Annotated in this window: 16 protein-coding genes and 1 riboswitch; all 16 genes read left to right on the plus strand. The window is 34.4% G+C overall.

Going from position 1 to position 13,016, the window contains the following annotated elements; translation table 11 throughout:
* The first annotated feature begins 26 nt into the window (after positions 1 to 26).
* Positions 27 to 1,181, plus strand: a complete 1,155-nt coding sequence (locus M2373_RS09535) for a kelch repeat-containing protein (RefSeq protein WP_259110027.1) — start codon at positions 27 to 29, stop codon at positions 1,179 to 1,181.
* Positions 1,182 to 1,202: 21 nt separating this feature from the next.
* Complete coding sequence (locus tag M2373_RS09540; protein WP_259110030.1) at positions 1,203 to 1,373, plus strand: hypothetical protein; 171 nt, start codon at positions 1,203 to 1,205, stop codon at positions 1,371 to 1,373.
* Positions 1,370 to 1,750 carry a hypothetical protein gene (locus tag M2373_RS09545; protein ID WP_259110032.1) on the plus strand — a complete coding sequence of 127 codons (381 nt, stop codon included), beginning with the start codon at positions 1,370 to 1,372 and terminating at the stop codon, positions 1,748 to 1,750. The genes M2373_RS09540 and M2373_RS09545 overlap by 4 nt, the downstream gene beginning before the upstream one ends.
* 284 nt (positions 1,751 to 2,034) lie before the next feature.
* Complete coding sequence (locus M2373_RS09550; RefSeq protein ID WP_259110034.1) at positions 2,035 to 3,417, plus strand: T9SS type A sorting domain-containing protein; 1,383 nt, start codon at positions 2,035 to 2,037, stop codon at positions 3,415 to 3,417.
* Positions 3,418 to 3,606: 189 nt separating this feature from the next.
* Entirely contained in the window at positions 3,607 to 4,242 is a 636-nt protein-coding gene (locus M2373_RS09555) for a hypothetical protein (RefSeq protein ID WP_259110036.1), read from the plus strand.
* 18 nt (positions 4,243 to 4,260) lie between these two features.
* On the plus strand, positions 4,261 to 4,557 hold the full coding sequence (locus M2373_RS09560; protein WP_259110038.1) for a DUF2695 domain-containing protein: 297 nt from the start codon (positions 4,261 to 4,263) through the stop codon (positions 4,555 to 4,557).
* A gap of 97 nt (positions 4,558 to 4,654) precedes the next feature.
* Complete coding sequence (locus M2373_RS09565; protein WP_259110040.1) at positions 4,655 to 5,245, plus strand: hypothetical protein; 591 nt, start codon at positions 4,655 to 4,657, stop codon at positions 5,243 to 5,245.
* 348 nt (positions 5,246 to 5,593) lie between these two features.
* Complete coding sequence (locus M2373_RS09570; RefSeq protein WP_259110042.1) at positions 5,594 to 6,427, plus strand: hypothetical protein; 834 nt, start codon at positions 5,594 to 5,596, stop codon at positions 6,425 to 6,427.
* 128 nt (positions 6,428 to 6,555) lie between these two features.
* Positions 6,556 to 6,975 carry an NAD(+)--rifampin ADP-ribosyltransferase gene (gene arr / locus M2373_RS09575; RefSeq protein ID WP_259110044.1) on the plus strand — a complete coding sequence of 140 codons (420 nt, stop codon included), beginning with the start codon at positions 6,556 to 6,558 and terminating at the stop codon, positions 6,973 to 6,975.
* Positions 6,976 to 7,166: 191 nt separating this feature from the next.
* A complete protein-coding gene (locus M2373_RS09580; RefSeq protein ID WP_259110046.1) occupies positions 7,167 to 7,922 on the plus strand; it encodes an SDR family oxidoreductase in 756 nt (251 codons plus the stop codon).
* Positions 7,923 to 7,988: 66 nt separating this feature from the next.
* The gene (locus tag M2373_RS09585) at positions 7,989 to 8,339 is read left to right on the plus strand and encodes a YciI family protein (protein WP_259110049.1); all 351 of its coding nucleotides are present in this window, start codon (positions 7,989 to 7,991) and stop codon (positions 8,337 to 8,339) included.
* 19 nt (positions 8,340 to 8,358) lie between these two features.
* Positions 8,359 to 9,600, plus strand: a complete 1,242-nt coding sequence (locus M2373_RS09590) for an RNA polymerase sigma factor (protein ID WP_259110051.1) — start codon at positions 8,359 to 8,361, stop codon at positions 9,598 to 9,600.
* Between the two features lie 104 nt (positions 9,601 to 9,704).
* Positions 9,705 to 10,262 carry an SHOCT domain-containing protein gene (locus M2373_RS09595; RefSeq protein ID WP_259110053.1) on the plus strand — a complete coding sequence of 186 codons (558 nt, stop codon included), beginning with the start codon at positions 9,705 to 9,707 and terminating at the stop codon, positions 10,260 to 10,262.
* A gap of 72 nt (positions 10,263 to 10,334) precedes the next feature.
* Positions 10,335 to 10,772 carry a DUF1801 domain-containing protein gene (locus tag M2373_RS09600; protein ID WP_259110055.1) on the plus strand — a complete coding sequence of 146 codons (438 nt, stop codon included), beginning with the start codon at positions 10,335 to 10,337 and terminating at the stop codon, positions 10,770 to 10,772.
* A gap of 127 nt (positions 10,773 to 10,899) precedes the next feature.
* Positions 10,900 to 11,025: riboswitch (FMN riboswitch) on the plus strand.
* Between the two features lie 93 nt (positions 11,026 to 11,118).
* Positions 11,119 to 11,769 carry a 3,4-dihydroxy-2-butanone-4-phosphate synthase gene (gene ribB, locus M2373_RS09605; protein ID WP_259110058.1) on the plus strand — a complete coding sequence of 217 codons (651 nt, stop codon included), beginning with the start codon at positions 11,119 to 11,121 and terminating at the stop codon, positions 11,767 to 11,769.
* Between the two features lie 235 nt (positions 11,770 to 12,004).
* Entirely contained in the window at positions 12,005 to 12,985 is a 981-nt protein-coding gene (locus M2373_RS09610; RefSeq protein ID WP_259110060.1) for a T9SS type A sorting domain-containing protein, read from the plus strand.
* The last annotated feature ends 31 nt before the right edge of the window (positions 12,986 to 13,016 follow it).

Raw genomic sequence — 13,016 nt, forward strand, 5'->3', positions numbered from 1 at the left:
ATCAAAAACTAACAATCTTAAAACCAGTGAAAACCAAATTTTTACTTATTCCTTTATTTGCTTCATTCTTAGCAAATGCACAAACCCTAAATTTCCAAAATCTTGTGGATATGTCTGCCGGAAGAGGCGCAATTACAAGCGTAATCGTGAATGATAACATTTATGTAAGCACTGGCTATACCGCAAACGGAGATTCCGGTTACATTGAAAAATATAACATTACGAATAACACTTGGACTGTTCTCGATATGGCTCTGACTCCTAAAAGATTTGCCAGTTCGGAAACGTACAATAATAAAATTTATGTTTTTAACGGTTGGGGAAATAACAATATGGAAATCGTAGATCTTGGCACAAATACGGTAACCAACGGAGCGACCAACCCATTGTATGCCGGAAATCTAGGCTCTGCAATTCATAGCGGAAAAATATACACCTTTGGAGGCAGCGGATTAAATGGTACTTCTCCTTACTCTAATAAATTTCAGTATTACGATATCGCTTTAAATACCTGGACTACATTACCGGATATGCCGACAGCCAAAGAAACGAAAGGCAAAATCGTGAATAATAAATTGTATGTGATCGGTGGTTTTAATGGAACAAACTCTAATCTGATCGATGTGTACGACCTTAATACAAATGCCTGGACCAATCAATATTCAATGCCTGTTGGCGTTTCTGGACATTCGGTCGCTGTATCGAATAATAAGATTTTTATTGTAGGTGATTATGATAATCAAACTTATCTGGCTTATTTTGATACGACCACCAATCAACTGCATCAGTTATCATCCAATATGACTGCCCGAAGACATTCCGCAGCAGAAGTGTATAACAACAAGTTGTACATTATGGGAGGTAATACAACAGCTGTTATCGGTTCATCAATTAAAAGTACACAAGTTGCGGATATCAGTGAAAATATACTTGCCGTAAATGAAAAAAATGTATTTAAAATACAGGCATATCCCAATCCATTCAGAGATCATTTGGTCATCAAAAATAAAAGTGACAGTCGGTTTGAGTACATTATTTTCTCAATGGATGGAAAACAAATTATTAAGGGTTCGGCCAATTTCAATCAACATATAGATTTATCATCTTTAGAAAAGGGAATTTATATTTTTAGTTTTAAAAATGAAAAAGGATTGTTGGAGCAGATTAAGATTATGAAGTAATAAAAAGTAAATAAAAAAACAATGACCAAACAATTAAAATTAGCAGCTGTATTACTCGTGACAGTTGCAAGTATGAGTGTAAATGCTCAAAAGAAAGCACCTGCAAAAGCTGCTAAACCAACCACTGAAAATAAAACCACCAAACCTACCAAACAGGAAACAATGGATTGGATTGGATTGCAGGAAAAATGAAAGAAAATATAGGCACACATCGTGACGAAGCATTTCTTTCTTATAAAGACGGAATTTTTACCTATAGAAGCAATTACGGAATTGATAAGTTTTGTGATTATAGTTTTGACTTAAATAAAGTCACAAAAATGAATAGCGAATATTCAGACGATTTTTATATTCAAGGAAGACAATTAATTTACGTTCAATGTGATTATGACAAAGCAGGCCAAGGTAATTTTTATAACAACCTTTCAATAAGTGGACCCAATTATAATAATTATAGAACACCATTCAGTTTTACACCTGATCAAGCCCTAGTAGATAGATTAAAGAAAGCATTTGCAACATTAGTTGAATATAATTCTACAAAAAAAGAAGCATCAGAAGCTTTTTAACAATACGCATAAAAGCTTAATCATATTTTAAGGCAGGAAAAAGAATAATCATAAATTGATCTTGATCACTTCAAACTCCTGCTTTATATATTTTAATAATTAAACACATTATGAAAATCACCCTTTTTTCCGACATCCACGCCAAAATACTATTACCTTTCAAATTGGTTGATTTGTATCAAAAAGAAACAGGAAATACTATTGATTTCATATTGCAATGCGGCAGGCCTTTAATCAATTATACAACATTTTAAACTACATCAATAACCTACCATTAAGTACATATGAAAAAAAATATACTTTTTTTATTGAGCTTTATATTTTCGGCTTTGTTTTTTGGACAAACGGCAAACCTAGACCTTTCCTTTAATCCTGCAACAAGCAGTTATACCCATATTCGATGCATTGCAATCCAATCCGATAATAAAGTCCTGATAGGAGGTGATGCCTACATTGGACAACCTGTACCAATCGTTGCAATTGCCAGACTCAATGCTAACGGGAGCTTTGATTCTACTTTTAATCCTCCGACTACATTTAATAATTTCATGACCACTTCAATCGTCGTGCAGCCTGATGGAAAAATTCTTGTTGGAGGTTCGGATAACGGCTCTGGAGTCAAAAACTATATTTCCAGATTAAATCCTGACGGCAGCATTGATTCATCCTTTAATACAGGATCCGGGGCAAATGAAATGGTAAGATCAATAGTGCTTCAGCCTGATGGAAAAATTATCATTGCCGGCGATTTTACTTATGTTAACGGTCATTTTGCGAACTACATAACACGTCTCAACGGAGACGGAAGTATTGATACATCTTTCGCACCTCAGTTTGGTCCTAATAATAAAATAAATTCTTGTACACTTCTCCAAAATGGAAAAATTATTATAAATGGTATTTTCAGTGCTTATGACAATGTAACCAGAAATTCCATTGCTCGCCTTAACGCCAATGGAACACTTGATACTTCATTTGATCCTCAGATCACCATCAATGATTTTGTACGTTCAAATGCTGTAGAAGATAATAACGGGAATATTCTTTTCGGAGCTTATTTTTCTATCAACGGGATATCGAAACAGCGACTTATCCGATTGAAAAATGACGGTGCATTAGACACTAATTTTAATTTGGATAATGAAACTGATACTCCGATAGGTTCAATTTGCCTTCAAAGCAATCAGAAAATATTAATTGGAGGAGAATTGAATCAATATAACGGAATACCGATCAAAAAAATTGCCCGTTTAAATAGTGATGGAAGCCTTGATCCATCTTTTAACGTGGGAACAGGACCCAATAGTGCCGTTTCTTCCATAATATCAATTAGTAATGATACCATTTTTATTTACGGGGCATTTTCTAAATATAATAATAACGATAGATTTAGAATTGCAAAAATCATAATAACCGGTAATCTTAGCACTGCCGATGCCGAAAAATTAAAAATCAACGTATATCCTAATCCTGCTCATGATCGATTATTTGTGTCTGAAAAAAACATCAGGACGTATGAAATTTTCAATATGATCGGACAGAAAGTGTCATCGGATACCGTTGACAAATCTTTCATTGATATTTCAAATCTACTGAAAGGAACTTATCTATTGAAATTCAAATTACAAACAGGAGAAACCATGACACAAAAATTTATTAAAGAATAATTTTAAAATAACTAAAGATGAACTCAAAAAGGTGTATCAAGTTTCGGTAAGCTCCTTTAGGTTTGTAGGTATGAAAATAATATCTTTAGAAGAAGAGAAAGCGTTTAATTAAAGGCCCGCTCTGAATAAACTCATAGGTTGATAAAGAATTAAATGCTCTTTCTTTAAAAATAAAATCCAAATTTAAATATGATTTCCACTAAAGACTACACTCTCCTTCCCGACCCCAAAATACTGCAAACCATCTGCAAAGCAATCTCTGTTTTAGATGCTATTCTTTCTCAGGAATGGGAATACCGCTATTATTCTTACAATAATAAATGGTCGGATAATGAAGAGTTTTTCGAAATGCGAGATGGTTCAGGAGATCAAATGCTCGTTTTGTTTTCACCGAAAGGATGTGTCATCAACGGTTTTGCGCACGAATATCCACCGTCTGACAAACATCAATTAACAGCAAATTTACCTTCAGCTTTTAACGAGTTTATTTTTGGAGAACCCGTTAACACAATCGGAACAACATTTTGTCTATGGGCTACCGACAAAGAAAACTGGCAAACAGGGCAGCTTCAAAGTGATGATGACCATTCTGCAGAACTGTTGAGTATTTTTGACGGTAATCCACAAACGTACATCGACTGGGCAACAGAATATTTTGAAGATAGCTATAAAGAACCCGGAATTCCTTTGGAAACCGTTGCAAAAATTTACAATAAAGAGACCCTAACAAAAAACATGGTATTGACTCTTGTTGAAGAACCAGAAGACTGGCAACAACTTGAAGCAGATCTTAAAGAAATCGGTTATCCGTACGATTTCAATTAAAAAAATAGCAGGTAGCGTATGGATAAAAATGAAAAAAAACGGAGAAAGCAAATCCTTGATGAACTGAGACAAAAACAACAGGAAGAATTCGAACTCAATTTGCCTATGGCGCGAGAAGCTTTTGAAAAATTATTTGACGACCTTGATGAGCGTTTAGAAAAAATAGGTTGTGATAATACCAACAGATTAACAATAGAATTTTTAAGGGATAATAAAATACAAAACCCTGAAAATGTTTTAAAATGGTTAGCTGAAAACGGCGGTTATTGTGACTGCGAAATTTTAACAAACGTTGAGGAAAAATTTGAAAATTAAATATGATTCAGATCTGTTACATATACTTACTGATTTAAAATCGAGAAACAATCATTGCTTTTCTTTATTTTTACTGTCACAAAAAGAAAAGTCAGATATGAAGAAAATAGAAACAAAAATTGATGAGGCCTTTAAAAATACTTTCCTTCTGCCCAGAGAAAAAGCAGTAACCGATTTTTTGACTGATGTTTTAAGTTCAAAATATAAATTTCGGGAAGATGATGAAAAAATCGAAGTCATCAGCCTCTACTACTACGCTTCAAGTCCTTTGAGCTTTTTGTTTGCTTTACCTAATTATGAATTTTATTCTCCGGATAAAACCGTCAATATTGCAGAACTGCATTTGAAAGAGCATGCCTTGGAAGACTACTCTTTCATGGATGTTCAGGAATTATGTAAAAAAGTTCTGGATGAAAATAATATTGATTATTCAGCCTATCTTGATGAGAATGATCAATTGGATCCGGCTAATTACTGGGAAAATCAATTCGGTTTGGAATGTGATTTCTTAATGAACTGCTGGAGAAATGCCAAAGAAAAAACGCAGTCTAAAATGATTGGGTTTTTAGAATCTTCAGATTCCGGAGCAGGACTCTATGATTTAGATAACGGTTATGACGTTCCTTTTGATGTGGGCGTTGATGAATACCTTCAATCTAACGGCTTTAGTATTAAGAAGGTAATTTAAAGACACCCGAAAACTATAAATAAAGAAGAATATTTATAAAAAATAGTCTTTTTTCATTTCAATAATAAACCAAAACACTCCAAAGCCTGGAGTGTTTTTTCTTTACAATAAAAACTCATACTTCTTTCGTACTCCTGTAATATTTATAAAATCATTATTCTATAAATATTAATAATTCACTTACTAACAAATCGTTATGTTATTTTTTTTCGTAAATTCACATTAATAAAGTCACCAATAAAAGAAATATTATCATGAAAAATCTACATTTTCCACGAAATAATTTATAACGAAATACAGTACATTATCAAAAATGAAAACAAATTCTATAACCTAAAACATATTCAAATGATAACTAATATCCAAGAAAACATCATTCCTTACATTGGGGAAACCACTCCCTTCTTTTCAATTCCCGAAAACTTAAAATTTAATGATCATATCCTGGAAACAGAAATATTAGATTTCGATTTTCAGAATAAAAACTTTCCTGAGCACTGTAAAGTGTTTTCTTCACTCGGTAGCTGTAATTTATATCGGATTATAAACGATACCTCTCTAAAAAAAATATATTTTCTTGGCGAGACCATAAGATTCAGAAAATTATCCCATAAAACATCAAGTTCCGTTTTTGTTACCTGTGAAAGTTCTTTAGAATCAGAAATGAAAGGGAAATCAGTGATTCTTATCAAAGATATCCACTCCCGTGAAATGTTGTATTCATTCGAGATCAATCATTATATTATTGCAGAAGAAGCATTTAAACATTTTTACAAAAATTTCTATCATGATGATTCAATAACAGCTTATGATAAAAGCCTTCCGGAGAGTAGAATCAGTGAGATAAAAAGCGAGAACCGATTTAATATATCCATAAAACCCTTTACCCCGGAACAATGTAAAGGACATTTTGAAAACTATCCACTGGTCCCTTTTGCTTTTATCGGGGATCGAATTCTAAAGGAGATTTTTACTTTTTTAGGAGATAAATATTCCTATGAAATAGAAAGCATGGACGGCTATGCATCTAACGCAATTCCCACCGGTAAAGAAATTGTTATCGAAGTTTTCCATCAAAAGTTTTTAAAGGATTTATTTTACTTTAAATCAGAAATAAAAGATGCATCGGGCACATCTTACGGAACTTTAATTTTTAATATCAAGTCTAAAATTAAAGAATAAAACAAATTCGCAATAGAAAATCCTTCTTCAAATTAATTTTTAAAGTCGTTCTTCCGGAACGGCTTTTTATTATGAAAACAATTACATAAGTTTACAGGTTGTGAAAAACTCAAATAAACACTTAAAAAATGGAAAATAAAGAAGACATTCTGGATAAAGGACCATTCTACCACGGTACAAAAGCAGATCTTAAAATAGGAGAAATGCTGACTGCAGGATTCGGGTCGAACTATTATCCCGAAATCATAATGAATCATATCTATTTTACAGCTTTACAGAACGGCGCCGGATTGGCTGCTGCACTGGCAAAAGGAGAAGGTAGTGAACGTATTTATATTGTGGAGCCCACAGGAAAATTTGAAGATGACCCGAATGTAACCGATAAAAAATTTCCGGGAAATCCTACCCGATCTTTCCGCAGCAAAGAGCCTTTAAAAATTGTTGGTGAAATAACCGAATGGATAAAACTGACCGATGAAGAGCTCCAAAACTGGAAAGAAAGACTCGCAAAATTAAGAGAAAATCCTGATGCTGAAATTATAAATTAACTGATAGTTGATTATTTTGAGGTTGATTGGATAAGTATCTATAGCTTTATTCTTACGTTAGAAATAAAACAAGCAACTTGAACCCTCCATCTTCCATCTTTCATCTTCCTTTCTCAATTATTTTTCACAAAAGATGTCCAATCCCGAAACTCCGGTTGTCATTAAGATATAAACCCCTAAAAATATATACAATGAAAATCACAGTAATCGGCGGGACAGGATTGATCGGGAGCAAATTGGTCAACAGTCTTAAAAATTCAGAGCATGAAGTATTGGCAGCTTCACCAAATAAAGGTGTGAATACACTTACAGGAGAAGGCTTAGACCAGGCTTTGGAGCATGCAGACGTTGTTGTGGATGTTGCCAACTCCCCTTCTTTTGCGGATGAAGACGTCATGAATTTCTTCAAAACTTCCGGAGAAAATATAATAGCTGCAGAGAAAAAAGCAGGTGTCAGTCATCATATTGCTTTATCTGTTGTAGGAACCACGCGTTTGCAGGACAGCGGATATTTCAGGGCAAAAAAAATACAGGAAGATATTATAAAATCTTCAGGAATTCCTTACACTATTGTACACTCAACACAGTTTTTTGAATTTGTGGGCGGGATTGTTCATTCAAGTACCATAGATAATAAAATTATCGTTTCTCCGGCATTAATTCAACCTATTGCTTCCGATGATGTGGTAACAGCACTGACTGCCATAACCATTGGTGAGCCTAAAAATACAACCGTAGAAATCGGAGGTCCTGATAAAATCAAATTATCTGATTTGGTCAAAAAATACACAACCATCATGAAAAACAAAGATGAAGTAATTTCAGATCCTGATGCAACATATTTCGGAGCACCCTTGGACGACTCAACTTTAATTCCAAATAACAATGCGAAATTAGGAACAATTCATTACGATGAATGGATTTCCAATCCTGAAAATCAGAGATAAAACAACCGTTTTTATTATTAAATTTATACGATCCAATTACATTTATTAAAACATTAAATAAACATCATGAACGAATTTTTAATTGCCATACACAGAGATATCATCAACAAAGACGCTTCTCCATCTCCGGAACAAATGCAGGCTGCCATTCAGCCTTTTCAGGACTGGCTGGGAGGAATTGCAGCTCAGAATAAATTGGTTGCTCCTCCAAAAAGATGGGATCTAGGCGGAAGAGTGGTAAAAAATAATACCGTAACCAACGGTCCATATGCAGAAATCAAGGAATCAATCGGTGGAATGTTTATCATCAGAGCCAATGATTACGATGAAGCAGTAGAAATCGCAAAAGGATGCCCGATTCTTGAATGGGGAGCAAGTGTGGAAGTGAGAATGGCTATTCCAACAGTAACTGAATAATTTTTTTCATTTAAATTAGATGCACGAAAACGCATTAATACCAAACTTATTCAGAACAGAGTACAGAAAAATAGTTTCTGTGCTCTGTTCTACATTTGGTATTGATCATATCGAAATTGCCGAAGATATTGTAAGTGACACTTTCCTTACTGCCACAGAATACTGGAGCATCAGTGGAATTCCCGAAAATCCAACGGCCTGGTTATACACCGTAGCAAAAAATAAATCTAAAAATTATTTTAAACGAAATTCTCTTTTTCAGCAGAAAATTTCAACTGAAATAAAATATGCTTCCAACGACCGCGAAGAATTTGAAATCGATCTTTCTCAGAAAAATATTGCCGACAGCCAACTGGCGATGATGTTTACCATTTGTAATCCTTCCATTTCAAAGGATTCTCAGATTTCTTTAGCCTTAAACTTACTTTGCGGGTTCGGAACGCAGGAAATTGCAGATGCTTTTTTAATCAATAAAGAAGTGGTTTACAAAAGACTGCAACGTGCCAAGGAAAAATTAAAAACAGAAGGCATTAAAATAGAACAACCCACTGTTTCACAAATTAATACAAATTTAGAAACCGTTCTTACGACTTTATATTTATTATTTTCCGAAGGCTATTATTCCACATCTCAAAATACAATTTTACGACAGGATTTTTGCCTTGAAGCCATTCGGTTGACTACTCTTCTCATTGAAAATAAAATGACCAATACTCCGGCAGCGAATGCTCTGTTATCATTAATGTATTTTCATTCTTCGAGATTTAATGCAAGGTTCAATGAAAAAGGAGAAAGTATTCTGTATGAAGAACAGGATGATAAACTTTGGGATTATGACTTAATCGAAAAAGGAATTGAGTATTTAAATCAAAGTGCCGCCGGAAATCTGTTAACGAAATTCCATCTCGAAGCAGCCATTGCTTTTTGGCATACGAAAAAACAGAATACTGATGAAAAGTGGGAAAATATTCTTCAGTTATACAACCAGCTTTTACAGATCGAGTACTCTCCTATCGCCGCGCTCAACCGCACTTTTGCTTTTTCAAAAGTAAGAGGAAAATCAGCAGCTATTTCCGAAGCTGCAAAATTAAATCTCACAGAAAATCCTTTTTATTATTCTTTGTTAGGGCATCTTTATACAGATATTGATGATGTTAAAGCCATTAAAAATTATGAAAAAGCATTGAAGCTTTCCAATTCAAGCTCGGATTCTGTGTCGAGTACGCTGAAAAAATATATTGATCAGTTGACGGAAAAATAACTAACAATGAATAAAACACCGATGAAATAAGGATTTCCGTAAGGTCAACCTGATGACTTGTTTTACTTTTGATTCTCAAATTTTTGATTTTTAAATATAAAACAATGAAAAAAGTATTACTAATTTTCACACTCGTATTTTTCGGAATGTATTATTCTCAAACGGCTCCAAAATTCGAAAATGATACGTTGACCACCTCAACCGGATTTAAAGTATATGAAGGTTTAGACTTAAAAATCGGAACGGGTTCCATGAATGACGGCGATTTCAAATTTATCCGAACCAATGCAGGTTCTATATTCAATTATTATTCGACGACTGGTTATCAAGGTTTGGCCAATCAGGCTAATTCTTTCAGAAGAAGCAATTCCGGACTGACTTTTAAAGTAAAGAAAATCATGACGCGAGGAAGCAAAAAGAATGGCTTTGTATATTACGTCAAAATCGGCAGCGGATTGATCAACTATGAAATGGATGTGGAAAATGCGATAAAATCAGGCGAAATTATTGTTCCTGATAAATTTTTACCCAAAGAAAAATCTCAAAATCAAAATTCAGAAACGAAATATGACAAATTGAAAAAGATAAAAGAATTGAGGGATTCAGGAGTTTTGTCGGAGGAAGAGTTTCAGAAAGAGAAAGATAAAATTATGAAAGAATAATTTATAAAAATGCTCTGATTTTTAGAGCATTTTTTATTTTTACAAAAAACAAAATAAAAAAATCCAATCATTATGGCCAAAAATAAAACCACCGAAACGACAGTCAGTGTTGAAGATTTCGTCAACTCATATGTAGAAAAAGACGAGAAAAAAGCAGACAGTTTTGAATTAATTAGACTGCTGAGCGAATGGTCAGGATTTGAACCTAAAATGTGGGGACCAACCATCATCGGATTTGGTAGCTATCATTACAAATATGAAAGCGGACATGAAGGCGACATGCCTTTAATTGGGTTTTCTCCACGCAAAGCAGAATTTTCACTATATGTTTATTCGCCAACTAAAGAAAGCGAACCTTTATTAAATGACCTTGGAAAATTTAAAATGGGTAAAGCTTGTATTTATATTAAAAAACTTTCTGATATTAATATTCATACTTTAGAAAAAATTTGCAGAGCAACCATTGCTTATTTAAATGAAAATCATGAATGTGCGTGCAGAGAAAAATAATGCACACGGATTATTCATAAATTTCTTCCCCATTCCAAAAAACTTCCCGAAATTTGCCATCTGTGCGTTAAATAAAAATCAATGAATTAAAAATTTAAATTAAAACATACAGTAAAAACTTAGTATAAGTTTTCTTCGGGGCAGGGTGCAATTCCCTACCGGCGGTTACAGTCCGCGACTCCTTTTTAATTAAAGGACTGATTTGGTGAAATTCCAAAACCGACAGTTAAAGTCTGGATGGGAGAAGAAAATGAAACAATCAGTGAGGCTATTTCAATGGACTCATTGTGTTGTATTTCATTTCCATGTACCGAAGTGTATTTTAACTTTCAAAAAGTAAAATAACATGGAAAAATTATTAGAAAAATTCGGAGCAACACCGAAAGAACGTGTAGAAAAAGCACTTCTAACATTACAACAGGGGAAAGGCATTCTTTTAGTCGATGATGAAAACCGTGAAAACGAAGGCGACATCATTTTCCCCGCATCCACCATTACAGAAAAAGACATGGCACTTTTGATCCGCGAATGCAGCGGAATCGTTTGTCTGTGTATTTCAGAGGAAAAAAGCAGGCATTTGAATCTTCGCCCGATGGTGGAAACCAACAATTCAAAAAACCAAACCGCATTTACGATTTCCATTGAAGCCAAAGAAGGCGTAGAATCTGGAGTTTCCGCAAAAGACCGTGTCACAACCATCAAAACAGCGGTTGCTGAAAATGCAGTGGCAGAGCACATTGCAAGTCCGGGACACGTTTTCCCGTTAATTGCAAGAAGAGACGGTGTTTTTGAAAGACGCGGACACACGGAAGGAAGTGTAGATTTGGTAAAACTCGCCAATCTGGGTCAGGACGCTGTTTTGTGTGAATTAACCAACGAAGACGGAACTATGGCAAGACTTCCGGAAATTGTAGATTTCGCAGAAAAAAGAGAAATGACTGTGGTGACCATCGAAGATATTTATTCATACCGAAAAATGATGATCAGCCAGAATTAGGAATTGAATGGGAAGATGGAGACTGAAAGTTAACATTATTGTAGATATTTTTCTGCATTGAAACTTCTAACACCCAGTTTCCGACTTCAAGTCACAGAGATCAACGCACAGAATAACCGTTCATTTTTTTGAGCGGTTTTTTCATTTTGAATTTCTTATTAAAATTAAGTTATCATTAAATAAAATTTATTTATGAATATGAGTTTTTGATTATCTTTAAGCCAAATTAAGGATTATGAAAAAAACTCTATTTTTTATGCTGACTGCTTATAGCTTATGTTCAGCGCAAACTACGATTACAAAAGCATTTAACGACCCTGTAGCAGGTGAAACTGTCAACAATTCCAATGTAAACGGAACGGTGGATAATTCTGCAACAGGTAACAACGTCACCTTCAGCAACGCTTCCTTAACTCAGGGTGCTGCTGCTCCTTCAGCCTATTCTTTGCCTACTCCCGCTGAAATCTCTACTTATCCGGGAACGACCATAAAAATGGTAAACGGCAGCAATACTATCTTCTATAAAGCAACCGCTTCCAAACTGGAGATCACAGGATTGGTAACACCGGATGCCACTCTGAATTTTTCAACCAATAACGGAACTTATATTTCGTATCCTGCAGCTTTTGGATATTCGGAAAATGATACAGCATCCGGAACATTCTCTTCTTCGGCAGCTTCTGGAAACTTCAGTGGAAACATTGTCATTTCTGCTGATGCCGCAGGAACTTTAATTATCGGAACAAAAACTTATACCGGAGTTTTAAGGATAAAATCTATACAGACTTTTAACTTAACAGTAAGTGGTTTCCCGGTAGGAACTGTTACCAATACAGCTTATATGTATTACAACAGTACGTATAAATTCCCGTTGCTTTCTTCAACAAGTGCGAATATCAACGTACCGGCTTTAGGTATGAATCAAACTACGGTGGGTGCTCAGGCTTTAAATGAAACATTTTTATCGGTTAACGATCATATAGCTAAAAAGCAAAACATTACCATCTATCCGAATCCTGCTCAGGATTTTATAAAATTTAAAGGAGAAACCAGCAAGTATTCTAAAGCAAATATTTACAGTTTAGACGGAAAATTAATCAAAACTTCAGATTTAAAATCAGGAAGAATTCAGGTATCAGAGTTACCGCCAGCTCCTTATTTTATTGAAGTTTCGGGAACAAACACAAAAGAAGCTACAAAATTCATTAAAAAATAGTAGTCACTATAAAAAATACAATCCGCTCAGT

The organism is Chryseobacterium sp. JUb7, from assembly GCF_024806495.1.
In the GTDB taxonomy this organism is placed as follows: Bacteria; Bacteroidota; Bacteroidia; order Flavobacteriales; family Weeksellaceae; genus Chryseobacterium.